A 25,958-nucleotide genomic window follows, 5' to 3' on the forward strand; every position below is an offset into this window, starting at 1 on the left:
TGTCGATGCTCCGGGTAGTATCTCTATTTACCGGCTCTGACGCACCCTACGAGGTGAAGGCTGACGATCGCCTCCCCGTAACCAGATAATTGATAACTATTTCAGCAGAGTTGATATGATATAACAACTTGTCCTATGGTGGCAGCTTCTGGCTAACTTCGGAACTTTAATTTCATGTTTACCATCGAAAACCTGCGAGTAGCTTATCCCAGTCAGAATAAATCACCCTCTTGGGTCGTAGATGATGTTTCCCTAACCCTCAAACCGGGGGAACGTTTGGGACTTGTCGGTGAGTCTGGCTGCGGTAAGTCTACTTTGGGACGCGCTGCTATGCGCTTACTTCCAGAGTCGAGTCTTATTCAAGGTCAAGTCACATTTGGCGGACAATCGGTTTTTGACCTTAACGACAAGGAATTGCGACAGTTTCGGGGGGAGGCGATCGCCTTAGTGTTTCAAGACCCCATGACCCGCCTTGATCCGTTGATGACTATTGGGGAACATTGTATTGAAACTTTAAAGGCTCATGAACTAGAATTGTCCCGGTCTCAGGCGAAAGAAAGGGCGATCGCTACTTTGGAAGCTGTCCAAATTCAACCCCAACGCTGGTCTCAATATCCCCATGAGTTTAGTGGCGGAATGCGTCAACGGGTGGCGATCGCATTAGCCCTATTGTTAAACCCAAAGTTAATTGTAGCTGATGAACCTACCACCAGTTTAGATGTCACAGTATCAGCACAGATTTTACAGGAACTCACCCGGTTATGTCGTGAACGCGGAACCGCTATCCTATTAATTTCCCATGATTTAGCCATGGTGGGAGAGTATTGCGATCGCATTGCGGTTATGTATCAAGGTAAAATTGTCGAAGTCGGAGATAGCCGCACCGTTCTACAATACCCCCAACATCAATATACGCGATCGCTCCTAGAATCTGCTCTCCACGTTCATGGAACTTCTCAACAGCCACCAGAACCCAATACTCCCGAACAACAGACACAGACTAACCCATCACAGCCACTTCTGCAAATTGAAAATCTCCAACAGCATTATAGTTTAGAATCCGGCATTATTGAACAAATATTCACTAAAAACAAGCAATTAATCAAAGCCGTTGATGGCGTGAGTTTCGAGTTGTCTCCTGGTGAAATTTTCGGTTTAGTTGGAGAGTCCGGCTGCGGTAAAAGTACCCTCTCGCGTACCATTTTACAGTTAGTTCGCGCCACCGCTGGTACAGTCAAATTTGAGGGTCAAGATTTAACCGCTATGTCAGTGCGACAAGTGCGCTCACAGCGTCGCGATATCCAAATGATATTTCAAGATCCTAATGCTTGTTTAAATCCCATGATGACCATTGGTCGAGCTATTGCTGACCCACTGTTAATTCATAAAATGGCAAAACCACCCCAAGCCAAACGCTGGGTATTAGAAATGCTCGATCGCGTGGGTTTGACTCCCGTAGAGGAGTTTTATAACCGCTATCCTAAACAACTGTCAGGAGGACAACAGCAACGGGTAGCCATTGCTCGTGCTTTAATTACTCGCCCGAAACTGGTAATCTGTGATGAGCCTGTTAGTATGCTTGATGCTAGTGTTCAGGCTCAAGTATTACAGTTAATGTTGGAACTCAAGCGAGACTTTAATCTCACCTATTTATTTATTACCCATGATTTATGGGTCGCTAGATTTTTGTGCGATCGCATTGCCGTTATGAACGCTGGTAAAATTGTCGAAATAGGAAACACTGAGCAGATTTTTAAACATCCTCAGCATCCCTACACCCAAACCCTTCTCAGCGCCGCTCCTTTGCTCACCAAAATGGTAATTTAGTTCTAATATTAACCATCCATCTATTTGACTATCTTCTCCGCTGCGTCTAACTCTTGCGAAATTAGCTTTAACGCCGTCATAGGGTTATTCGCCTCAGTAATAGGTCGTCCAATTACTAAATAATTAGCACCCGCTTTTAAAGCCTCAGAAGGAGTAAGCGATCGCTTTTGATCCCCCTTAGATGCCCAACTCGGACGCACCCCAGGACACACCAACAGAAAATCATCCCCACAAGTCCGCCGTAGTTGTGCCACCTCCTGCGGCGAACACACCGCCCCCGCCAAACCACACTCTTGCCCTAATAATGCCATCTGTAACGCATACTCTGGCAGTTCTAGGGGAATTTTGAGGTCTAAGGCTAATTCCCTGGCGTTAAGGCTCGTTAACAGGCTAATCGCGATTAATTTAGGCACGGGTACACCCGCCTCATTAGCTCCCATTTCCGCCGCCGACTGAGCAGCTTTTAGGGCGACTTTTCCAGCCGTCGCGTGAATCGTAATTAAGTCTACACCATAGCGAGCGGCGGCGCGACAGGCTCCGGCTACCGTATTCGGTATATCATGGAATTTCAGATCTAAAAATATCCGCTTATTGCGCTGTTTGAGTTGTTTTAAAATTTGCGGACCACAACTGACAAACAGTTCTAAACCCACTTTCCAAAAGGTTACTTGTGGCAGGGTTTCAATTAATGCGATCGCATCAGCTTGACTGGAAACATCTAGGGGAACAATAACTTTATCTATCGTCATATTGGGTATATTTTGGGGTAGTAAATTAGCAAACTTTACAGTTAATATCAGTCCGATAAAATCGGCACTTTCTTGATTAGACATTATCCCGATTTCACATCAGGATAATTAACAATTAATCAATCATGGGAAAACCCATTTACACCAGCCGGATAAATTTCTTTTTGCCTACTTGTAAAACTCGTCCTTTCACCTCTTCAGCAGAAGCCACAACTAAATTATCATCCTCAATGCGATCGCCATCTATTTTCACAGCACCTCCCGCAATTTGTCGCCTCGCCTCGCTGCCACTTTTACACAGTCCACTAGCCGAAAGAATATAGAATAACTTAGCCGGAAACTCCACCTCTGACAGAGAAAATTCCGGTACAGCCTCCGCCCTAGTTGCATCTCCTTGTACCAAATTTAAAGCCGCATTTTGAGCCGCCAAAGCCGCCGCTTCTCCGTGGTATTGAGTTACTATATCTAGGGCGAGTAACTTTTGGCGATCGCGAGGATTTTCCGGCAATTCAGCCAACGGGTAATCAGTTAGCAACTCAAAATATTGCTCAATCAAACTATCAGGAACCTTCTCCAATTTTGAGTACATAGTCAAAGCATCCTCCGACAGTCCCACATAATTACCCAGAGACTTAGACATTTTCTGCACCCCATCAGTCCCAATCAAAATAGGCATTAGTAAACCGAACTGAGGTGTCTGTCCAAAATAGCGCTGTAAATCCCTTCCCACAGCCAGATTAAACTTTTGATCCGTTCCTCCCAACTCCACGTCAGCCTGAACCGCCACCGAATCATAACCCTGCATTAACGGATAGAGAAACTCATGCAAATAAATAGGATTTTCCTGCTCAAAGCGCAGCGAAAAACCCTCCTTAGCCAACATTTGTCCCACCGTCATCCGAGACAGCAAATCCAAAGTTTTAGCCAGATCCAACTTAGATAACCATTCAGAATTACGACGAATTTCCAAACGTCCAGGCGTATCAAAATCTAAAATCGGGCGCAGTTGGTCGAGATATGTTTGGGCATTTTTTTCAACTTGCTCAGGAGTTAGCTGACGACGAACCTCAGATTTCCCAGTAGGATCACCAATGCGCGCCGTAAAATCTCCAATAATTAGAACCGCCGTATGTCCCGCGTCTTGGAAAGCCCGCAACTTCCTAAAAATGATACTATGTCCCAGGTGAATATCCGACCCAGTCGGGTCGATACCTAACTTAATCCTAAGTGGGCCGCTACTGAGAGCCAACCGCCGACCCAAATTCTCCTCTGGGTTGTCAGAATTAGCCAATTCCGGGAAAATATCAGTAACCCCCCGGCGCAGTCTAGGAAAATTTTGTAAAGAAACTCCCGCAGAAGTCTCTAGGGCTGGTTGACTCACAATCATAAAAAATCGAAACCTGAGCAGATGTTAGGTTAGCATACCTCAAACCATCCTATCATTTTCCGGTTCAGTTTCAACAGAACATCGATAATCCCCTCCGCGTGGGTTCTCCTGTCAACCCTCAATTCCCAAGCATCAGGCGATCGAAGTCCTAACTCCGTCAAATAATGAATTTCCCTCTCTTCTCAACTGCAACTGCGGTTAAGCCTGTGCCACAATGATCAACAGATACCAACCCAGGAAAACTCACCTTATGACTAATTCAACTCAGTCACCATCTTCTCAAAATCTTCCCCCAAGGAAGACCGTAGCCTCCCGTTCCAAACAGCCACAATCAACCACCACTGTTTCCCCCAGTAACTCTATTAAGGATATGGTTAAGGATGCCTTTGTCAAAAAAGCCTCCGATATTCATATTCGAGTTGGACATACTACCCGATATAGGATTCAGGGGGAAATGGTAAGAATCAAAGATCAAGTCAAAGTCACCCCAGAAATATTTGAGCAGTATCTCAGTGAGATTCTTACCCCCCACCAAAGGCAACAATTTGCCGAAATGAAAGAACTAGATACAGCTATTTTTTATCCTGGTATAGTCCGGTGTCGCGTTAACTGCTTTGACTCTCTGACCGGGGGAGCCATGGTACTGCGACTAATTAACTTAAAAATTCCTAGTATTGATGAATTGAGATTACCAGAAGTTCTCAAAAACATTATTAGCTATCCCCAGGGGTTAATTTTAGTCACAGGTCCAACGGGTTCTGGTAAATCCACCACCCTCGCTGCCATGTTACGTTATCTCAATGAAACCGCTCGCAAGCACATTGTCACCATTGAAGACCCCATTGAATTTGTCCATGCTTCCCGACAATGCTTAATCTCTCAAAGGGAAGTCGGATTACATACCCTAGAATTTCATCATGCCCTCCGTGCTGTTTTGCGGGAAGACCCAGATGTGATTCTGATTGGGGAAATGCGCGATCGCACCACAGTTAATACTGCCCTCCAAGCATCCCAAACCGGTCACCTAGTCCTGGGAACCCTCCACACTCGCAACGCCATCAACTCAGTCAACCGACTCTTAAACCTCTACAACGTAGACGAACAGCCAGCCGTCAGGATTCAGATCTGTGATTCCCTAGTCGCCATAATTGCTCAATTATTAATTCCCACAGTCGATAACAAAAGGACGGCAGTTCACGATATCCTAGTTAATACCCCCGCCATGAAAGACTATCTGCTTAAAGGGGACGAGGAAAGTGCAACTCACCTCATGGAAAATGACACCTATGAAGGAATGCAACTCATTAACCAGGCTATTTTCGAGCAAGTCACCCTAGGACGCATTACCATGGAAGAAGCCGAAAAATCCTCCCCCGATTCTGCCGATTTAGATCGCCGGTTCCGTATGGCTGGCCTTGACTCCTCTGGGGTAGCCCGGGAATTCCGTCAGGGAAAAAGTTTGTTTTAACCATCAAACAGTTTAAGGTAATCTCTGGTAAAACTTCAAGATAACTATAATCTATTGTGATTGCTATATATCCAGGCAGTTTTGACCCAGTTACCTTTGGACATATTGATATAATTGAGCGAGGTTCCCATCTGTTTGAATGGGTGATTGTCGCCGTCCTACGCAACCCCAGCAAGACTCCTCTGTTTACAGTCGAACAACGCCTGATTCAAATTCGGCAATCTATCTCCCATTTGGATAATGTCGAGGTTGCCAGTTTTGAGGGTCTCACCGTAGACTATGCCAAACAGAGAAAGGCACAGGTCCTATTGCGAGGCTTGCGGGTTCTGTCCGATTTTGAGATGGAACTGCAAATGGCTCACACTAATAAAACCCTGTCTGATACAATCGAGACAGTTTTCTTGGCAACCTCCAACGAATATAGCTTTTTATCAAGCAGTGTCGTTAAGGAGATCGCCAAGTTTGGCGGTTCAGTCGATCATCTTGTTCCCAACCACGTCGCTATAGATATTAATAGATGTTACGCCAGGAATTAACCCCCAGAATTGAATCTAATCCTAACGGACTTGTCACTAACGGCGAACCGACTCCTAGCGCTTCGCCTGGTATAGATATTCAGCGGGAACTTAACCGACTCGAAGAAATGATTCTTGACAGTCCTCGCATTCCCCTGACTCGACGCACTCTTGTGGACGAGGAACAGTTGCTCGATCAACTGGATCTGATCCGCTTAAACCTTCCGAGTGCTTTTCAGGAAGCTGATATTATTGTTCGTCATAAAGATGAAATTCTCCAGGAAGCTGAAGAATATGCAGCCTCTATCCTACAGAATGCTGAACAAAGAGCTACTCAACTTTTTAATGAAACTGGTATTGTTCAACGAGCGACCGAAGAAGCCGATCGCCTTAGACAACAAGTCCAGATAGAGTGTGAAGCCTTACAGCAACAAACTCTCGCCGAAGTTGAACAAATTCGCTATCAGGCTCAACAGGAACTTGATGCTATGCGAAATCGGATCTTAACTGAGTGTAATGATATCCAAACCGGAGCCGACGAGTACGCTGATCATGTCCTAGCTAAAATTGAGCATGAACTGAGCGACATGGTAAGGATTATCCGCAATGGTCGCGAACAGTTGCAAATTAACGAGTCTCAACGTCCCCCTCTTTACTAATGAAAAACCTTAAAGAGGCAACAACTCACACGAAAATAGCCCCTAACCCCAGAGACAAGCTACACCTTACATGAGGCCTCACTTGTCTCTACACTCTTCTTTCCGCTTCCCTACTCCTCCCCTCATTCGCTGCTTTTTTTCAACAGAGACAGTTGAGAATGTGGCATAAACCATTTTACCAACATCTGAACATCAAGCCAAACTGAACCTATCTGAACATAGGCTTTCAATCGATGATTTCAGAAAAGTTTCGTCGCCAATTACGACAGGAAGCTCGACTGTGGAAAGCAGAAGGCTTGGTTGATGATGAACTTTATCAACAGTTAGCCGATCGCTATCAGTTTAATAGCCTCGAAACCGCCGCCAGTAATCGGTTTGTGATCATTCTCATCCTAGGTGGTGGTATCCTCTTGGGATTAGGCGTGATTACCTTTGTCGCAGCTAACTGGCAACAATGGCCCCGATATATGCGGGTTTTGTTGCTCCTATCAGTCCTCATGGGATTTAATGCTGGCGGGTTTTACCTGTGGCAACATCCCACATCAGAATCTAAACAACGCCTCGGACAGGGACTCCTAATGGCTGGCGCATTGTCTTTGGGAGCAAATATAGCACTGCTGGCCCAGATGTTTCATATAGGCGGTTCCCCATACGGATTATATGTCGTTTGGGGGCTAGGTGTGCTGATTATGGCTTATAGCTTAAAATTGCGCTCTCTATCGGTTTTAGCCATAATTCTGTTGGGCTTAGGATACTTTCAGGGCATCGGTATAGCCCTATCAGCCAGGAATTTATCGGCCATTGATATTTTGCTCCAATATATGCCGATCGCATCTGCTATTTTATTTCTACCCCTAGCCTATTGGTGTCAATCCCGTGTCGTTTTTTTCATGACCCTGCTGGCGATCGCTATCCCATTATTAGTCATTACCGAAAGATTGATTTCCTACGACTCCATAACCAGAATTTGGGTTGCTATCAGCTTAATTTTAATCCCCACTTGGTTATGGTCTTATCGAGATAGTCAATGGCCCCATGTCCATGGTCAGCCTTTTCAAGCGATCGCTCATAGTTTAGCCATTTTTTACTTAGGAGTTTTATGCTTCATATTTTCATTTTTCGACGTTTGGAACAACTTTGATTTCTGGACTTATCGAGATACTCCAGAAAACTCCAATATAATGCTAATTAATATCCTGGCTTTTGTCGTCATATCCCTCTGGCAATGGTTCCAGATAATTAAGCCTCATGGTAGCCAAAGATATTGGGGTGTAAATGCCTATACCACCGCCATTAGTGCCATGATTATCATCACTGGTCTAGTCACTTTTTGGCATATATCAATAGCGCAAATTTCCACCATAGCCACCTTAATTTTCAATCTACAAATGTTTCTATTGGGGGCGGTCACAGTTCGCTTAGGACTCCTCAAAGGCAATCGGAGTGCCTTTTGGTACGGTATGGTACTATTAGTCCTCCAAATTATCAGCCGAATGTTTGAATACGAAACAGAATTACTCCTGAAAGCCTTAGTTTTAGTCCTGTGTGGAATTGCTGTAATTATCGCTGGTTTATGGTTTGAAAAAAATCTATCTCGTTCAAATTTACCTAATTCCAGATCCTAATTTTACATCAAATCTCTAATAGTCAGGTAACAGTTATGGTTAACACTAACAAAATCCCATCCGCCCAACCCTCAGTTATCGTTCCGGCTTCCGTAAATAGCCGTCAACCTCGCTTACCCCTATGGCGATTTCTGGCTCCCCTATTGTGTCAGGTAGCATTGGTAACGTCAATTCCGGCTCAGGCTTTTTACACATATATTACTGGAACAACTGTAGTTTTGCAAACAGCTCCCGTTGACCCCTATGATTTCTTGCGAGGGTATTATCAAATTCTCAGTTATGAAATTTCTCAACCTAGTACCCTCCGAGACCTCCCCGGTTCCGGTATCAATTTGGAGAGGAATTATATCCTCGATGGTGATACCGTTTATGTAATCCTAGAAAAACCCCAAGAACAACCAGAAGGCGATCGCCCCCTTCCTTGGCGACCCGTAGCAGTTAGCCACCAGCGTCCTGATAATTTACCCCAAAATCAGATCGCCATTCGAGGTACAGGTGATGGCTGGGGTGTAAAATATGGTCTGGAAACCTACTATATGCCCGAAAATCAGCGCTTAGAGGTTAACGAGAACATTAACCGCGCTCAAAGTCGCGATCCGGAGTCTTTTGTGGTTGAAGTCAAAGTAGACTCCCGGGGAAATGCAATTCCCCTGCGTTTGTGGGTGAGCGATCGCAGCTATCAATTTTAACCCGGATGAATAGTGCCATCTGGTAAAATAGCTCCAGCCAAATTAGCCCCGGTTAGTTTCACCATTAAGCGATCGCTATATCCCACTTTCGCCCCCGTTAAATTAGCCCCTCGCAAATCAGCACCACTTAAATCAGCACCAATTAGGTTAGCCTCCTGAAGGTTAGCGTAACTCAGATTCGCCTGCAAAAAATTAGCCCTGAATAAATTAGCCCGATGTAAACAAGCCCCACTCAAGTTAACTTTATGTAAAAAACAATCAGTCAGATCAGCATAACTGAGATCTGCCCCACTCAAATTCCGCCCCGACAAATCTCTTTCCTTCAGGTTCGCCCCACGAAAATCAGCGTTAGTCAAATCAGAATAGGATGGACGCTGATAAGCTGGTGATGACTGATACTCCTGTTTGGGGGGACGGTGGGGGGGAGTGGCGGCGCGGTAGGTATAATATGAGTTCGTGTTGTGGCTGGTCTGGGTCTGACGTTTAGCCCCAGCATACTCAGGTCTGGGGGTCGCTTTCGGCGTTTTCGTTTTATTAGACCTCAACAGCGATCGCAACTTATCGCGCGCCTGGTTAATTTCCTTCAGTTTATCTTCGGCTAACTGTCGCAGCCGTTGGTTATCTTCTGGAATGCGATCGGGATGCCAGATAAATGCTAAATCTTTATAAGCCCTATCCACAACCTCCAGGGAAGCACCGGGTTGCAATTCAAGGACCCTATAACAGTGGTTCAACTCACTTGGTGTCATGGTCAAGGTTTACCCCCCCCTAGAAGGTCGTACCCTAGAAATGGGCGATCGCCATTTCCGGCTTAAATTATTCTAGCTCATGCGATCGCCTAACAGATATTGAGGAAAGTTGAAGGTTTTTGAGTCCCCAAACACAAATCACCCATTTATTCTGGCGATTGGGATGAAGCCTGTTTTTTTCCTTGCAGATTCCTAAACCACCGCGATCGCTTCATATTTTGAAACACCATTGTTAACCCCGTTATCAGCATCCACAGTAAACCTAAGCCATTTAATAGCACATACACCGGCTCTAAGGTTTGCCCTAAATATTCCCCTTCATGAATCACCATTAAAAAATGTACTTGGTCTCTTGATAACCCAAACCAACTTTTCCCCAATCGGTAAGCTACCCCCGTAAATACTGTGATAAATAGCGGTAGCATCACAATCGGAGCCATCGTGCTATGCAGTTTCCTAAAGTTCCCCAGATTCACAATATTGATAACCCACTCCCTATTAATAATCTATACTAAGCCCCATTCGGCATTATTTACCCACAGATACGCACCTATCAGCCTGTTCAGAAATCATCATCTGATCACCTCTCAGAGTCCCTCTCCCTCTCTGGGAAAGGGATTTAGGGTGAGGGCAATGTATTAAGCCACTGGTGAACAAGCTGTAATGTTACCACCATATTTCTCTCCCACACTCATATACACATAATGTCGATTTTGTCAATACTCTGGTTTTCCTCTCTGGCAAGGGCTGTAATAATTAACCGTTCACAGTTCCCATGAATATGTCAAACTGTTGTGGTCTAAGATTTGATCAAAAGAACTATGCCCACTCTCGGTGTAAATATTGACCACATTGCCACAATTAGACAAGCCCGCCGGACAGTGGAACCCGACCCAGTAGCAGCGGCTGCGATCGCAGAACTAGCCGGAGCCGACGGGATTACAGTACACTTGCGCGAAGATCGCCGTCATATCCAAGATAGAGATGTGCGACTGTTACGGGAAACCGTGAGAACTCACCTAAACCTGGAAATGGCTGCCACAGACGAAATGGTAGCGATCGCCCTAGATATTAAACCCGACTACATAACCCTAGTACCCGAACGCCGGGAAGAAGTCACCACCGAAGGAGGATTAGATATCCTGGGTCAACTACAGCGGATGTCAGAAGTAGTCAGCACCCTGCAAGATGCAGGAATCCCCGTAAGTTTATTTATCGATCCTAACCCCGCCCAAATCGAAGCCTCAGCCACAGTTAAAGCCCAATTCATCGAACTACATACAGGTTGTTACTGCGAAGCCAAGGGAGTCCAACAGCAAAAGGAACTCGATATTTTAGCCCAAGGATGTAAATTAGCCCTAGAAGCCGGACTGCGAGTTAATGCCGGTCACGGCTTAACTTATTGGAATGTGCAACCTGTAGCCAGGCTAGAAGGTATGGAAGAACTCAACATTGGTCATACAATAATAAGTCGGGCAGTTCTTGTCGGTTTAGATAAAGCCGTGCGGGAAATGAAACACGCTATCCTGAGTTAACCGGGAAGTTAGAACCAGCCCAGTTGTTCTGTAGTTAATTGTAGGTAACCCAAAAATGCCAACTTATCATTACGTCCTAGCTAGTAAAGACTTTGTGATCGAGGAACCTATTGAGGAAGTCCTCAAAGAACGTCGGCGCAATTATCAAGAACAGGAAAAAGAGATCGATTTTTGGTTAGTCATTGAGCCAGGATTTTTAGAAGCGCCGGAAATGGCCGAAGTGAAAGCTAAATGCCCTAAACCAGCGGCGGCGTTGGTTTCTACCAACCCTCAGTTTATTACTTGGCTGAAATTGCGACTTGAGCACGTGATTACCGGACAATTTGAAGCGCCTTCAGCTACTATCCCTGATGCGATCGCATCTCTGGCTACTGCTGGCTAAAAATCCTGATTATCGGTGTCGCTCCATATACTACTATTTCAGGCTGTACGGGCGGGTTCTCAGATAATCTGGTGAAAATACCGATTGACCAAAGAACTCGCCCCTAGGCTCAGAAAATTGCAATTCGGGTACAATAGCTGCAAAATCGATCGCAAAAGTTGTTAAAACTATGGTTAAAGTTAGGTTGAGGCGATGGTTAACTAGGATTAGTTCTGTAGGGGTGGTTCTGCTTACCATAGGTTTCAGTGCTAAACCCAGCTTTGGTCAAGCCTCCTGTGTTCCCCCTCGACCAGGTGAGTATTTGCTATTAATCATTAGCAACACCTCCGAGACACAAGCACTAGCCCGTCAAGTCCTACCTAGTAATATAGAAAGCCAGGTGTGTCGCTATCTCAATGATATTGTCACCAGAGTTGGCGGTTTTGATGACGTGCTAATTGCCGAAGACTGGGCGGCTTATTTCAAGGAAACAGCCGGTTTATCCACCCATGTAGTTAAATCTGATGTACCTAGTCAACGACCCGAACCACGTCCCCCTGTCGGTCCTTCTGGTCCTAGCAGTGATTTGGGTAGTCAACCCCTAGGCATGGGTTATGCGATCATGGTAGACTATTTCAATCAGCCAGAAATTGCGGCTAGACTTGAGGCAACTATGGGGAGAAGAATTCCCATAGTTTCCTATAATCGGCGTTTCTATTTACTGGTAGAACATACCGCCGAGCCTAATAGTGCCATGGAAGTTTTCCGCCGCCTTAATGATCAGGGATTTTGGTCAATCATGGTGGATAGCAGTCGGGTTAAAATCGAGCGACCTAACTTAGCTATTGGAGATTAAAGCACTCCCATAGGTAAACCAGTTAATAGGTAAGTTCTGCTAAAGCTGCGATCGCTATTCCCAAACTCAAGCCAACAATCACCTGAAAAGGGGTATGTCCGAGTAATTCCTTGAGGCGGTCCTCATTAAATTGGGGATGCTCTTGGAATAACTCGTCCATAATCTGATTAAGAATGCGGGCTTGTTTACCTGCCGCCTGGCGGACACCCGCCGCATCATACATAACAATAATAGCAAATACCACAGCGATCGCAAACTCCGGGCTACCCCACCCGATCACCTGACCGACGCTGGCGGCTAAAGCACCCACAAAGGCTGAGTGAGAACTAGGCATTCCCCCAGTAGTTACCAGAACCCGCAGATTAATTTTTCCATGCTGTATCAATTCGATCGCCAGTTTAGAGGCTTGGGCGAACAGACAAGCAAACAGTGCCACTAACAGCACCCGGTTGTCCAATATGTGACCAAATTCTTGCATGGGGTTGAACACCTCGCTTTAACAGTTAGTGACTGCGATAGGTAATAAAATCAGCGATCGCCGCCAGAGCTTTCCCACCGTATCCAAAAGCCGCTAATTCAGCCTTAGCTTCCTCCACCAGTTGTTCAGCTTTCGCCCGTGACTTTTCCAAGCCCCACAAACTAGGATAGGTAGCCTTTTGAGCTTCCAGATCCTTACCTGCGGTTTTACCCAACTGCTCAGAGGGTGCGGTAATATCGAGAATATCATCCACAATTTGAAACGCCAAGCCAATATTTTTAGCATAGCGAGACAGTCTTTCGAGATCAGTTTCATTAGCACCCGCCAAAATCGCACCACAGACCACACAGGCTTCTAATAAAGCCCCCGTCTTGTGGGTGTGGATAAAAGTTAGAGTTTCCTCAGATACATCTGATAAACCCTCCGATGCTATATCTACCACCTGACCTCCCACTAATCCAGTCGCCCCCACCGCACGACCCAGGCGACCGATTACCTGTAGGACTCTTTCTGGGGGTACACCTTGAGTTTGGGTAGCCACGAACTCAAAAGCATAACTGAGCAATCCATCTCCCGCTAAAATAGCAATATCATCGCCATAGACCTTATGGTTAGTCAATTTCCCACGCCGATAATCATCATTATCCATTGCTGGTAGATCATCGTGAATTAAAGACATCGTATGAATCATCTCTAAGGCGCAGGCTGTCGGCATTGCCATTTCCACTGTACCCCCAAGCAGTTCACAGGTAGCCAAACATAAAGTAGGTCGCAGCCGTTTTCCCCCAGCCATAAGGGAATAGCGCATCGACTCATAAATTTTTTCGGGGTAGGTGACAGTAATAGCAGCATCTAGGGCCGCTTCCACTAATTCCTTTTTTTGGCTAAGATAAGTCGATAGGTCAAATGGTGTGTCTGACCCGGATAAATCCATGTTTTCTGTGACTACCATACTGTCAGTGTTGATATCTGTCATAATTAGGGGCAAACCCCACAGCCCAACCAGCCACAGTCTGATAGCGGTTTATAGGGACAAGTAGGGTAGTAATGGGTGAACATCAGTTTTTATTGTACGGGTCTTTTGACACGATGCGCGATCGCGAATCCCGTTAATCAGATCATCGAGTCGATCAGATGCGTTTCTGATAACTGTCCACTGTATTCTGTAATAGCATAGCCACAGTCATCGGACCGATGCCACCCGGTACAGGGGTAATATATCCCGCTATGGGTTCAGCCGCCTGGAAGTCTACATCTCCTACTAACCGCGATTTTCCGTTAGCATCTTCTAAGCGGTTAATTCCCACATCGATAACTACTGCCCCCGGTTTGATATAATTGGCTTTGACCATCTCAGGACGACCTACCGCCGCTATCAGAATATCAGCTTCCGATGCGATCGCTTCTAGGTTTTCCGTCCGAGAGTGGGCTACAGTTACTGTACAATTAGCCTCTAGTAACATCAAAGCCATGGGTTTCCCCACTAAGATACTCCGTCCTAGCACTACCGCTCGTTTTCCCGCTAATGGGATTTGATATTCTTCTAATAGACGCATTACCCCCGCTGGAGTACAACTGCGTAACCCCTTTTCCCCTCTTACTAATCCCCCTAAGTTCATGGGGTGCAACCCGTCTGCGTCTTTGTGCGGCGCTATCTCATACAGCAAACTCACAGCGTCTAGGTGTTCTGGTAACGGCAGTTGTACTAGAATACCATCAACCCGATCATCTTCGTTTAAATTGGCGATCGCCTCTTTAAGTTCTTCCTGGCTTGTATCAGCCGGGAAATGTTGACCAAACGATGCTATTCCTACCCGTTCACAGGATTTCTCTTTGTTGCGGACATAAACGGCGCTGGCGGGGTTATCTCCTACCATTAACACTGCTAAACCTGGAGGTCGTCCCCTTTGCGGTTCTAGGGTTTTAATTTTTTCCCTCAATTGCGATTGAATTTTTTGGGCTGTTGTCTTACCGTCTAATAAATTAGCCATCACAATATATCCAACAATTCCAAGCCAGTATATCTTCCCAGAAATTTGTCCCCTTTTTATACAAAATGACTACATTCGCCATTGTCCTACCCCCACGCTTTGCTAACCGCTTCCATATTCTCTTGATTCTACTATCCCTAACACCAGGGATGATTGGCTGTCGCCAAATTATTGAGTCTACCACTCAATTTACTCGCCAAACTACTAAAATTGAGGCGATCGCACAACAGCGCAAAGTTGGGTCTAAAATCTACATAGAGGGGACTGTCGCTAACCTGGCTCCCTTTGTCGGCGCTGGTGCGTATCAGCTTCAAGACTCCACCGCCACTATCTGGGTTTTTACTACCCAACCTCTACCTTCTGTCGGTGAACAAATGTTAATCCGGGGTCAGGTTAATTATGAACAAATTACTGTCGAAGGACTCCCCGGTTTAGATATTGGTGATTTCTATATTCAAGAATTGGAAAGAATCACCGACAATCAATAATCCACCATCAAACTCCCTTATGTTAACTTTTGTAACGAACAGTTAAGAATTGTTACAAAAATCGACCTCATTGGTGAGGGTGTAGCTTTTTTGCCCGGCTCATGATATTATTTTAAATAATGGGAATATACGCATTTTTGAAATTTGTGGATATATTTCCATTATTTAGCAATATGTCAATATAATACCATCAATTCCCGGAACTTGTCAACCCCCTCGGTTGTTCTGGGGGGACATTTTTTAAAAATTGACTAAAAAATCAACTTAGTAGAAATGGAGAACCCCCCGTCAAAGGTAGGTTATAGGTTATAGGTCAACGGGGGGGAATCAGTTAAGGAACAACTAAGACAGGACAGGGAGAGAGATTAATCACACGGTTAGTGATACTGTCAGCAACACCTTCTTCTGTAAGTCCAGTGCCGCGACTACCCATCACAATCAGATCAGCATCAATCTCATCAGCCACATCACAGATAGTAAAAGCAGGTTTACCTTCACGTTCAATGAGTTTGGCATCAATCCCTAGCTTAGAGAAGATACCATGAGCCTCCTGTAAAAGTTGGCTCACCGTATCAGGGGAAGTCATCGGTTCAGAATGGGGAGGTTCCCCGTCTGGTTCTTTTGGTTCAACAACAGCGAGAAGATAGAGGTTAGACTGATAGGTTTGGACAATATTAATGACCCTTTCAGCCGCCTCGCGGGCTTCCCGACTTTGATCTATAGCAAATAAAACGGTCTTAAACATATCTCGCATCTCCAAGACGCGGACTTAGGTAGAATGTTTACAGTGAACGATTTGATGGCTGGTAGGCCAGCGGGTTGGTAACAACCTAGGGGCCATTTAACCAATAACCCTCACCGTTCCCATTTAATTTCGATTAAACCAGAATAAACGATCAACGAGGTTAATCCTGTGGCTAAAAAAACTGTAGCAAATCTGTCAGCATCAGAACTATCCGGTAAGAAAGTGCTGGTGCGTGCTGACTTTAACGTACCCCTTGATAATGGCTCTATTAGTGATGATACCAGGATTCGGGCGGCTCTGCCTACCATTCAAGATCTGACCTCTAAAGGGGCTAAAGTGATTCTGAGCAGCCACTTTGGCCGTCCCCAAGGTCAAGTAGTTGAATCAATGCGCTTAACTCCTGTGGCGGCGCGTTTGTCGGAACTTTTGGGCAAAACCGTTAAGAAATGTGACGATTGCATTGGAGAGGAAGTCGCCGTAGCAGTGGGGGCCATGAGTGATGGCGATGTGCTGTTACTGGAAAATGTTCGCTTCCATGCAGCCGAAGAGAAAAATGATCCGGAATTTGCCAAGCAGTTGGCTTCGGTAGCGGATCTGTATGTAAATGATGCTTTTGGTACTGCACACCGCGCCCATGCTTCCACTGAAGGGGTGACTAAATATCTGAGTCCCTGTGTGGCGGGTTATTTGATTGAGAAGGAATTGCAGTTCCTCCAAGGGGCGATTGAAAGCCCTCAACGTCCCCTAGCAGCGATTATTGGTGGTTCTAAGGTATCTAGCAAAATTGGTGTCATTGAAGCGTTACTTGACAAATGCGACAAGTTGTTGCTGGGTGGCGGCATGATTTTCACATTCTACAAAGCCAGGGGGCTGAGTGTGGGTAATTCCCTGGTGGAAGAAGATAAGCTGGAGTTGGCTAAGTCCCTGGAAGCGAAGGCGAAAGAAAAAGGGGTAACTATGTTGTTACCTACAGATGTGGTTTTGGCTGATAAGTTTGCGGCTGATGCTGATTCTCAAACTGTTAGCGTTGAAGCAATTCCTGATGGTTGGATGGGATTGGATATTGGCCCTGATTCGGTTAAGGTTTTCCAAGAAGCCTTGGGAGACTGCAAAACTGTCCTCTGGAATGGTCCTATGGGAGTGTTTGAGTTTGAGAAGTTTGCGGCGGGTACTCGGGCGATCGCTCAAACTTTGGCAGAACTAACCAGCACCGGTACTACTACAATTATCGGTGGCGGCGACTCGGTGGCGGCTGTGGAACAATTGAATTTGGGTGAAAAGATGAGCCACATTTCTACAGGTGGTGGGGCTAGTCTGGAACTCCTCGAAGGGAAGCAACTTCCCGGTATTGTGGCTTTAGATGATGCCTAATTGCCGTTGGTAAAAGGATTTTGGGGTAAGTCTGTAAGTGCGATCGCTTACCCCAACAGAATCGGCGACTATACTAAAGATATCCCTAATCTTAAACGAGGTGGGAAGTCGGTCTTAGGATACTGAGGCTAATTTCTTTGAGTGTGGGGGAGAAGCAACGGAGGGGATTAAAATGCTTCAGTTCCATAACATCCTCAGATCTAAACTGGCACGCTACCTAATTATCAATATGGTTGCGCTTCTGGTTTATCTGGGGTTAATCTGGATAACCATTGAGACTTTAATGCTCAATGCCATGGAAGCCATTTTCTGGCCGGCGGCGGGATGGTCTTTAGTGGTTTTCATCTGGTGGGGGGGTAAATGTTGGCCGGGAATTATCCTCGGTGCTTTGTTTTCTAACTATTGGCTGACCGGTCACTCCGGTTATCTGGGATTAATTTGGACTCTGGGAACCCTCCTAGAAGCTGGTGCGGGTTGGTTGATGTTAAAAAGGATCGGTTTCTCTCCGGCTTTAGCGCGCCTCAAGGATGTACTGGGACTAGCTATTCTAGCTGGAGCCCTCTCGAGTCTGATTAATTCTACTATTACTCCGATCGCATTATTAATCGCTGGAGAAATCAAATCCGATACATTCGCTGATATTTGGGTAACATGGTGGCTGGGAGATACCATTGGCGTTCTGCTATTAGCCCCGGTACTTCTGACTTGGGCTAATCGATTTAATATCAAATATCAACAGACCAGAGACTTGCAGGGGTCAACCGGGAATCATTGGAGTTGGCTATTACCTGAAAGCTGGGAAATTCTCAAAAACCCCAAAAAAAAGCTATGGCTGCCTAAATTATTCAGCTATCTCGAAATAGGAAGCTGGTTGGTACTATTTTCGGCTTTGAATTGGTTTGTATTCTGTTCGAGAACCCGCGTTCTCACTATTCACTACCCCCTAGAGTACCTGCCATTTCCACTGCTAGTCTGGGCTTCCCTACGTTTTGGTCAGCGAGGAACTGCGATCGCTCACTTATTAACAGCAACATTTGCCGTCTGGGGTGTCCTACGGGGTAGTGGCCCTTTTATGGACAACCTCAACGAAAATCCCCAGGTCTTTTCTCTACAAGCCTTTATTTTAGTGATGACTATCACGGGTTTATTTTTAGCTGGTGCGGTGGAAGAACGACAAACAGTAGAAGCATCTCTACGTTCGGGGGAAGCTAGTTTGGCTACCGCTCAACGTATTGCTAAGTTAGGACACTGGGAATTAGATATCCGACGACTAAACTGTTCTTGGTCTGATCAGCTTTACCGCATTTTTGGCGTTAACCCTGACCAGGTGACTCCCAGCATTGATAGTTTTATGCAATATATCCATCCTCTCGATCGCCTCCGGGTGGAAACTGCTATTTCTCAAGCTATCTCAGAGCAAATTCCCTATTCTATAGATTATCGGATTGCACGCCCTGACGGTCAAGAACGATTTGTGGTTGAACAGGCGATCGTTACCACCACCCATATTACTAGCACTGTTCAGGATATCACTGAGCGCAAACGCGCTGAAATTGCTTTAAGAGCTAGTGAGGAAAGGTTTTCCCGAGTGTTTAAAGCTAGTCCCATTGGCATTATTATTACTACTGCTCAAGAAGGGCGATTTGTGGATGTCAATGATAGTTTTCTTCGGCAATTGGGATGGAGTCGGGAACAGGTCATTGACCGCACTTTCGAGGATTTGCAAATGTGGGATCCTGACCAGATTAACCCCATCTTTAAAAGACTTACTAATGGCGATCGCCTCAGTAATTTAACCGTGGAAGTCCGCCATAAATCAGGCGCAATTCGAGATTGGTTAATCGCCATTGAACCTATCCAATTAGAAAATACCCCCTGTTTGCTTACCCTGGCTAGTGATATCACTGAACATAAACAGGCTGAGGAACTCCGTAGAGCTAAAGAAGCTGCCGAACAGGCTAACCAAGCTAAAAGCCTATTTTTAGCTAATATGAGTCATGAACTTCGCACTCCCCTAAATGCTATTCTCGGTTACAGTGAATTACTACAAGAAGACGCTCAAGATATCGGTCAGGATGACTTTGTGGCTGACTTGAAAAATATCCACGTTGCGGGTCAACATCTCCTCACCTTAATTAGTGATATTATCGATTTTTCTAAGATTGAAGCTGGCCGCATTAATTTTCACCTAGAAAAATGTCAAATTAATACCTTGCTTTGGGAAGTGGAAACCACTATAGCACCCTTGGCTGAAAAAAATCATAATCAATTGACCCTAGAGGTTGCTCCCGGTCTGGACTTGATGTATACTGATGTAACTAAAGTCAGACAGTCCCTACTTAATTTGTTAAGTAATGCCTGCAAATTCACCGAACAAGGACAGGTAATTTTACGAGTATGGCAACAGTTAATTCCCGCTACAGATTTACCCGATTTGCCCATTTATCACTCCCCGGAATCTCCCTCAGAAACTCTCTCAGAAATCTCCTTTATCTTTTGGCAAGTTCAGGATACCGGAATTGGCATGAATGAGCGACAAATAGCCACGGTTTTTAGTCCCTTTACCCAAGCTGATGAAAGTACAACCCGTAAATATGGCGGCACGGGTTTGGGACTTTCTATAACTCATAAATTATGTCAGATGATGGGTGGTGATCTCTGGGTTGAAAGTCAGTTAAACCAGGGGTCAACTTTGACCATGCGATTACCTCAATATATGTATCAGGGAAAAGAGGCAACTTGAACCTTTCACTTAACTATTAATCTACTATTAACCAATCATGACAATTCAATGGTATCCCGGTCATATTGCTAAAGCTGAACGTACCCTCACAGAACAACTTAAACGAGTTGATGTGGTCCTAGAAGTTCGGGACGCTCGCATTCCCTTGGCGACTCACCACCCTAAAGTATCTCAATGGGTATCCCAAAAACCACGATTATTGATTATTAACCGCCAAGATATGATTCCTCCCCATATACAACAACAATGGCAACAGTGGTTTGAGGAACATCAGGAAATCCCCTATTTTACTAATGCTCAACAGGGAGATGGCGTTGATGCAGTAGTACGCGCTACTAAACAAGCCGGAGAACAGTTGAATCAAAAACGTCAGCAGCGGGGAATGTTACCCCGACCTGTCCGGGCTGGGGTGATTGGATTTCCTAATGTCGGTAAGTCGGCTTTGATTAATCGACTTTTGGGGCGACGAGTCGTAGAAAGTGCTAGACGGGCAGGGGTGACACGCAAGTTACAGTGGGTCAGGATTTCTAAGCAAATTGAATTGTTGGATGCGCCAGGGGTTATTCCTAGCCGCATTGAAAATCAACAGGATGCTCTCAAGTTGGCGATTTGTGAGGATATTGGTGAGGCGGGTTATGATAACCAACGGGTGGCGGCGGGTATGGTTGATTTGTTTCAACATCTCCAAATTCACGATAAATTGACCGATCGCTATTCTCTCGCGATCGCTTCGGAAACTGGAGAGTCCTATCTACAAGCCTTGGCTGATCAACGCTTTCAAGGAGATTTGGAACGCACCGCACGACAGCTACTCAATGATTTTCGCAAGGGCTTATTAGGGGCGATCGCTTTGGAAATTCCACCATCTTGATTTTACTCGGTTTGACTGCCAATACCATAAATATCCGTTTTTGTCAAGTCGCCGATTTTCGATCACCCCGAATTTCCCCAAAACTCGTGCATCGCTAAACTTGAAATTCCCTCGGCGATCGCCCAAGACTCACCATATAATCGGCTTTTTAAGCCGTATTTTGCTCAGTTCACAGAAACCCCAGTGGATTTTTGTTTACATAAATCTACCACAACCCCCATTCTGTCGTCAATTATTTGATAATATTTAGCAATAAAAATGTCATAAATATTTACAATCTTTTAAATATTAAAACTATTGGCGAATTTTAAATTAGTAAAACTTATCGTTGCCCGGCTTTTTCGGGAAGGGGGGTTGACAATTTGGGGAAACCTCGGATATAATTTTATTATAATGGGAATCTATCTTCAAAAAAAATATACACAAATATCTCTATTATGTTATATATGACCTAGAATATCAGAAAATAGAGGATAATGTCAACCCCTTTTGAATGGAAAAATCGGGTTATTATGGATGATAGTGTATGATGAGTACAATTTGCCCAAGTCGATAATTTGAGTGTGGTGTGATGAAACCGATTTACATTTTAGGTGCGGGTCCAGCGGGGTTAGCTGCGGCTTATACTCTCACCCGTCAGGGAATTCCTGTAGTAGTAGTAGAAAGAGATAAGCGCGTGGGGGGACTAGCGAAAAGTATCGAGTATAAAGGGTTTATTCTCGATTTCGGACCCCATCGATTTTTCACCAAATTATCGCCTGTGGTGAAACTCTGGAATCAAGTATTAGAAAAAGACCAGGTAACAGTTAATCGACTTACCCGCATTTATTACGGGGGAAAATACTTTAGTTATCCTCTCCAAGCCAAACAGGTGCTTTCTGCGTTGGGGTTATTGGAGACAGTTAAAATACTTTCGTCTTATGTGAAAGTGCGTTTATTTCCCAAACCTCAGCCAGAGAATTTTTCCGAGTGGGTGATTGGTAAATTTGGGCGACGGCTATTTGAGATTTTCTTTGAGAGTTACACCGAGAAACTTTGGGGAATTCCTTGTACAGAAATTAGCGCCGACTGGGCGGCACAAAGAATTAAGGGTTTGTCCTTATATAAAGCCGTGGTTAATGCCTTATTAGGAAATGATGGTAAAGTCAAAACCTTGATTGACCAATTCCAATTTCCTCGGTTGGGTTCTGGTCAACTTTATGATAAAATAGCCGATTATTTAAATCAGCATCAGCAACCCTTATTACTGAATACCGAAGTGATTGAGGTACATCATAATGATGGTCAGGCTACCCATGTGACTGTCCGCAACCGTGAGACTAAAGAAGTGCAAACTTTTAGCTGTGGGGGGGTGATTTCTTCTATTCCCTTAACTTTATTGGTGGAACAGTTGAAAACAGCACCGCCTCAGCCAGTGATAGAATCAGCGCGATCGCTTAAATTTCGGAATACTATTTTAGTCTATTTAATTATTGATGATGGTCATTTATTCCCCGATAACTGGCTATATATTAACGACCCCAGGGTGAAATTAGGAAGGGTGACAAATTTTGCCAATTGGTCGCCCGAAATGTTACCCAATAATTATCAAACTCCCCTCTGTTGTGAGTATTGGTGCAATTTTGATGATCAGTTATGGAATTGTCCAGAAGAAGACCTGCTACACATGGCGCAAGCCGACCTGATAAAAATTGGATTACTCCAAAAGCAGCAGGTTTCTGGGGGGTTTGTTGTGCGTTTACCTCGGACTTATCCTATATATGCCGGAAATTATAAAGCCTCTTTAGCAACCCTTGAGGAGTATTTTAAAGGTTTCCAGAATTTGCAGTTGGTGGGTCGATATGGTGCATTTAAGTATAATAACCAAGACCATAGCTTATTGATGGGAATTTTGGCGGCGGAAAATGTAATCACCCCCGGAAAACATAATCTCTGGAATGTCAATAGTGATAGTGAATATGTCGAAGAAGCCGAAGCCGAAACCCCAACCACTGTGGCGGCGGTTTCCCGAAAGTCTCGCCGTCGTCAGGCGATCGCTACCTTGCGACAGTTTGGCGGTTATTTACTCACCGGGGGAAGTGCAACCGTTGTAGATGTTTTGGTGTTTTCCCTTCTTACCCAGGCGGGAATTTGGTATGTTTACGCCTTGGGAATTAGTTACTTTTTGGGACTAAGTACCAATTTCTGGTTAAGTCGTCGGTTTGTGTTTGGTATTTACTGGCGTAACTGGTTGATGCAATATGGAGTTTTTGCGACAGTCGCCTTAAATAGTTTATTGGCGAATTTGGGGTTATTACAATTGTTGATTAATGAATTGGGGTGGTCTCCTACCCCGGCTAGACTCGTAAGCGCCGCCTGTGTAGCCTTAATTAGTTTTACCGGACATAAGCTATATTCCTTTTCGTCAGGCGATCGCATTTCCAGTTGGGAGTCTTAGGTAAAAATGAGCGATCGCAAATTTACCCCCCCACCAAGTTTAGCCGTAGTCCTGATAATTACCCTCACCAGTTGGATAATTTTAGTTCCCCTGGTCAACCCCATTGCTATCCCGATCAGAAACAATACCACCGGGGTAATTTCCCAAGCCAGCATTGAGAATATCAGTCCCTATACAGATTATCTCAAATATCTGATTTTGCTATTTACTCCCCCCCTGCTAACTCTGATAGTTTGGAAATTTCGGAAAACATCGCCGGGAGAATATCTCCACCCTGTCATTAACATTACCGCCAAAACTCTCAGCCAAAATTGGTTTTTAGCAACCGCTACCGGAATTTTACTCTTAGCCTGGGTCATTAATATTCCTTTCAACCAGTTTCAAATTACCTCCCTTTTGCGGGACTCCTTCCACGAAGGAGAATTTTTGGGATTTTGGCCGAATTTCTCCCAACTGGAAAAGCCCTTTATTAATACCGTCTTAATTCATGGCTATGGTATGGATGTTTTACCCACAGAAATAGCCATGAGTTTCATTAGCAATAATAACGGAATTGCTTTAAGTCGGCTAGTTGTTAATCTCCAAAATGCACTCACTGCTGTAGGCTATTTTTGGATTTTGTGGGAAATCACCGGGTTAGTAGGATTAAAAAAGTCAAAATTACCCATTTTTTTACTACTCTGTTTATTCTGGTGTATTTTTGATAGCATTTTCTTCAAGTTTGACGGGAGGCGAGGGACTTGGTTTGTCTTTCAAATCGCCATAACTCTCCGTTATTTTCGCCTATTTCTACCCTGGGAAACACCACAACAATTACAATCTAATCATGTCGGGGATAGCCACCATTTTCCTAGACGACAAGCCATAATTTTATCCCTGTTGGTGGGGTTGTCTATTCCTGGGGGTTTTTTATATGTGTATGACCGCGCCATATATTTCTTAGCCGTTTATTTGATTACCTGTATCATCAGCCTATTTTTACCTTCCCAAACTAGCAAAACTTGGTTAACTGCAACCTTCACCGGGGTAGTCATTTCCTTGAGTGCGATCGCCATTTTTTTAGGACTAGATCAAGTAAATGCGATCGCCTCTCAAATCGCCTACTGGGGAAAATATGGTCGCTACATTTCCTTCATTCCCCTTCCCCCCTTCCAAATGACCTTTATCTCCCAAAAATTCTGGCTATCTATTCTCATTCAAGCCGGAGTTTTAACCTATCTCACCTGGGATTTAATCAGCCATAACTTCCAACTAAAACCCTTTGTCCGCAAACATTTATTTACCCTAATTCTCCTATCCGCCGCCGGCGTTTATATGAGAATCACCCTAGACCGCAGTGATTTAGGTCATGCTTATCACGGCGCAATTATGACAGCATTTTTAACTGTATATTTATTGCTGTTAGCTTATCGGCGATATCTGGAAAATCCCCTACATCAATTAACCCTAACATTGCCGCAAAAGCTGAGTATAGGCGTGTTATTGATATTTATTCTAACCTCAGAATCTGGTTTTAATGTCCTGGAAGCATCCCAGAAACTATCGCAACTCCCAGCCGCTATCTCTGTCCCTGATACTGAATTACTCAAACCCGATTATTTAGAAGCCAAAAATGTCATGTCACCAGAAATAGCCAATCAATCCTGTTTTTTTAATGTCACATCAGAAGGATTGTGGTATTATCTATATAATAAGCCATCCTGTTCAAAATATAGCTATGTTCTCTATGCTAAACCTACCGTCGCCCAAAACCAGGTAATCCAAGACCTAGAAAGGACTCAACCCCCCATAATTCTCTTAACTAATGATGTCTGGTTTCAAAACCCCTGGGATGAAGTCTTAAAAGCCGATTCAGCCTCTCTAATTTATCAATACATTTTACAACAATATCGCCCTCACAAATTCGTCCAATCCCATTGGTTTTGGCGACGGAGTGATATGCCCCCAACTTTCGCCACTACCGACCAATTTAATGGCGCAATTGATGTCATTCCAGAATCACCAATTCGGGTAGGTCAACCCTCAGTTTTAACCGGGTGGGGAGTAATTCCCGAAACCCGAAAACCTGCTGATGCTGTTTATCTCAGTGTCGGGGAGAATAACCAGTTAATTGCTGTGGGAGAGGTAAATATTCCTCGCTGGGATGTTGCTAGTGTTTTAGGAATTCGTGAATATGCACAATCTGGTTGGAGGCTAAGGATTCCCACCGCTAGTTTACCCTCTGGCGAAATATCTTTAAAGGTTTGGGCTTATAATTCCGAAAACCACCAGCTAACCCAAATTGGAGAAGCCATTGATATCATTAAACTGAGTCAGGATGGGGCTAGGACCTGATGAGTCCGGTCAATTACCCCATATCTATGGAAGATTCAGCCAATCAATTGACAACAACTCCACATCTGGGGTTATAGTAT

At 44.7% G+C, this 25,958-nt stretch carries 23 protein-coding genes; 15 read left to right on the plus strand and 8 right to left on the minus strand.

The genetic code is table 11. The features are described from left to right. Positions 1-174 precede the first annotated feature (174 nt). A complete protein-coding gene (locus P5674_RS08960) occupies positions 175-1,827 on the plus strand; it encodes an ABC transporter ATP-binding protein (RefSeq protein ID WP_014275743.1) in 1,653 nt (550 codons plus the stop codon). A gap of 20 nt (positions 1,828-1,847) precedes the next feature. On the opposite strand, the gene pyrF is transcribed toward P5674_RS08960, so the two are convergent. Both pyrF and tyrS read right to left on the minus strand, forming a co-directional pair. Continuing rightward, the gene (gene pyrF / locus P5674_RS08965) at positions 1,848-2,576 is read right to left on the minus strand and encodes an orotidine-5'-phosphate decarboxylase (protein WP_014275744.1); all 729 of its coding nucleotides are present in this window, start codon (positions 2,574-2,576) and stop codon (positions 1,848-1,850) included. Between the two features lie 139 nt (positions 2,577-2,715). Beyond that, on the minus strand, positions 2,716-3,963 hold the full coding sequence (gene tyrS, locus P5674_RS08970; RefSeq protein ID WP_014275745.1) for a tyrosine--tRNA ligase: 1,248 nt from the start codon (positions 3,961-3,963) through the stop codon (positions 2,716-2,718). Positions 3,964-4,213: 250 nt separating this feature from the next. Between tyrS and P5674_RS08975 the strand changes: the two genes are divergently transcribed. The 5 genes from P5674_RS08975 (at position 4,214) to P5674_RS08995 (ending at position 8,919) form a co-directional block, all read left to right on the plus strand. Beyond that, positions 4,214-5,431, plus strand: coding sequence for a type IV pilus twitching motility protein PilT (locus P5674_RS08975; RefSeq protein WP_014275746.1), 1,218 nt, complete (start codon positions 4,214-4,216; stop codon positions 5,429-5,431). Positions 5,432-5,487: 56 nt separating this feature from the next. Continuing rightward, on the plus strand, positions 5,488-5,967 hold the full coding sequence (gene coaD / locus P5674_RS08980) for a pantetheine-phosphate adenylyltransferase (protein WP_006619989.1): 480 nt from the start codon (positions 5,488-5,490) through the stop codon (positions 5,965-5,967). Then, a complete protein-coding gene (locus P5674_RS08985; RefSeq protein WP_006619990.1) occupies positions 5,949-6,605 on the plus strand; it encodes a hypothetical protein in 657 nt (218 codons plus the stop codon). The genes coaD and P5674_RS08985 overlap by 19 nt, the downstream gene beginning before the upstream one ends. 233 nt (positions 6,606-6,838) lie before the next feature. Continuing rightward, a complete protein-coding gene (locus P5674_RS08990; protein WP_062945800.1) occupies positions 6,839-8,230 on the plus strand; it encodes a DUF2157 domain-containing protein in 1,392 nt (463 codons plus the stop codon). 35 nt (positions 8,231-8,265) lie between these two features. After that, positions 8,266-8,919, plus strand: a complete 654-nt coding sequence (locus tag P5674_RS08995) for a GDYXXLXY domain-containing protein (RefSeq protein WP_062945801.1) — start codon at positions 8,266-8,268, stop codon at positions 8,917-8,919. Here P5674_RS08995 and P5674_RS09000 read toward each other — a convergent pair. Next, the gene (locus P5674_RS09000) at positions 8,916-9,668 is read right to left on the minus strand and encodes a pentapeptide repeat-containing protein (RefSeq protein WP_006619993.1); all 753 of its coding nucleotides are present in this window, start codon (positions 9,666-9,668) and stop codon (positions 8,916-8,918) included. The genes P5674_RS08995 and P5674_RS09000 overlap by 4 nt on opposite strands. A 146-nt stretch (positions 9,669-9,814) precedes the next feature. Next, the gene (locus P5674_RS09005) at positions 9,815-10,108 is read right to left on the minus strand and encodes a hypothetical protein (RefSeq protein WP_006619994.1); all 294 of its coding nucleotides are present in this window, start codon (positions 10,106-10,108) and stop codon (positions 9,815-9,817) included. 381 nt (positions 10,109-10,489) lie between these two features. On the opposite strand from P5674_RS09005, the gene P5674_RS09010 reads away from it, so the two are divergent. The 3 genes from P5674_RS09010 (at position 10,490) to P5674_RS09020 (ending at position 12,420) form a co-directional block, all read left to right on the plus strand. Further along, a complete protein-coding gene (locus P5674_RS09010) occupies positions 10,490-11,203 on the plus strand; it encodes a pyridoxine 5'-phosphate synthase (RefSeq protein ID WP_006619995.1) in 714 nt (237 codons plus the stop codon). A 55-nt stretch (positions 11,204-11,258) separates the two neighbouring features. Further along, positions 11,259-11,585 carry an MgPME-cyclase complex family protein gene (locus tag P5674_RS09015; protein ID WP_014275751.1) on the plus strand — a complete coding sequence of 109 codons (327 nt, stop codon included), beginning with the start codon at positions 11,259-11,261 and terminating at the stop codon, positions 11,583-11,585. Between the two features lie 169 nt (positions 11,586-11,754). After that, positions 11,755-12,420 (plus strand): hypothetical protein, encoded by a 666-nt coding sequence (locus tag P5674_RS09020; protein ID WP_014275752.1) that lies wholly within the window; start codon positions 11,755-11,757, stop codon positions 12,418-12,420. Between the two features lie 22 nt (positions 12,421-12,442). Here the strand turns inward: P5674_RS09020 and P5674_RS09025 are convergent, their stop codons facing one another. From P5674_RS09025 to folD, 3 genes are all read right to left on the minus strand, one after another. Continuing rightward, positions 12,443-12,898 (minus strand): divergent PAP2 family protein, encoded by a 456-nt coding sequence (locus tag P5674_RS09025; RefSeq protein ID WP_006619999.1) that lies wholly within the window; start codon positions 12,896-12,898, stop codon positions 12,443-12,445. A gap of 25 nt (positions 12,899-12,923) precedes the next feature. Continuing rightward, entirely contained in the window at positions 12,924-13,874 is a 951-nt protein-coding gene (crtE, locus tag P5674_RS09030; protein WP_006620000.1) for a geranylgeranyl diphosphate synthase CrtE, read from the minus strand. A gap of 154 nt (positions 13,875-14,028) precedes the next feature. Next, entirely contained in the window at positions 14,029-14,889 is an 861-nt protein-coding gene (folD, locus tag P5674_RS09035; protein WP_315669938.1) for a bifunctional methylenetetrahydrofolate dehydrogenase/methenyltetrahydrofolate cyclohydrolase FolD, read from the minus strand. A 65-nt stretch (positions 14,890-14,954) separates the two neighbouring features. Between folD and P5674_RS09040 the strand changes: the two genes are divergently transcribed. Then, positions 14,955-15,377: a hypothetical protein gene (locus tag P5674_RS09040; protein ID WP_006626246.1), complete on the plus strand. Its 423-nt coding sequence runs from the start codon at positions 14,955-14,957 to the stop codon at positions 15,375-15,377. Between the two features lie 331 nt (positions 15,378-15,708). On the opposite strand, the gene P5674_RS09045 is transcribed toward P5674_RS09040, so the two are convergent. After that, on the minus strand, positions 15,709-16,122 hold the full coding sequence (locus tag P5674_RS09045; RefSeq protein WP_006626245.1) for a universal stress protein: 414 nt from the start codon (positions 16,120-16,122) through the stop codon (positions 15,709-15,711). Between the two features lie 168 nt (positions 16,123-16,290). On the opposite strand from P5674_RS09045, the gene P5674_RS09050 reads away from it, so the two are divergent. The 5 genes from P5674_RS09050 (at position 16,291) to P5674_RS09070 (ending at position 25,878) form a co-directional block, all read left to right on the plus strand. Next, complete coding sequence (locus P5674_RS09050) at positions 16,291-17,493, plus strand: phosphoglycerate kinase (protein ID WP_006626244.1); 1,203 nt, start codon at positions 16,291-16,293, stop codon at positions 17,491-17,493. Between the two features lie 229 nt (positions 17,494-17,722). Then, positions 17,723-20,236, plus strand: coding sequence for an MASE1 domain-containing protein (locus tag P5674_RS09055; protein WP_315669939.1), 2,514 nt, complete (start codon positions 17,723-17,725; stop codon positions 20,234-20,236). 37 nt (positions 20,237-20,273) lie between these two features. Then, a complete protein-coding gene (gene ylqF / locus P5674_RS09060) occupies positions 20,274-21,107 on the plus strand; it encodes a ribosome biogenesis GTPase YlqF (protein ID WP_006620006.1) in 834 nt (277 codons plus the stop codon). A gap of 571 nt (positions 21,108-21,678) precedes the next feature. Next, entirely contained in the window at positions 21,679-23,544 is a 1,866-nt protein-coding gene (locus P5674_RS09065) for a GtrA family protein (RefSeq protein ID WP_006620007.1), read from the plus strand. A gap of 6 nt (positions 23,545-23,550) precedes the next feature. Beyond that, a complete protein-coding gene (locus P5674_RS09070; protein WP_315669941.1) occupies positions 23,551-25,878 on the plus strand; it encodes a hypothetical protein in 2,328 nt (775 codons plus the stop codon). Positions 25,879-25,958: the final 80 nt, after the last annotated feature.

Source organism: Limnospira sp. PMC 289.06, from assembly GCF_032350395.1.
GTDB classification, from domain to species: domain Bacteria; phylum Cyanobacteriota; class Cyanobacteriia; order Cyanobacteriales; family Microcoleaceae; genus Limnospira; species Limnospira platensis.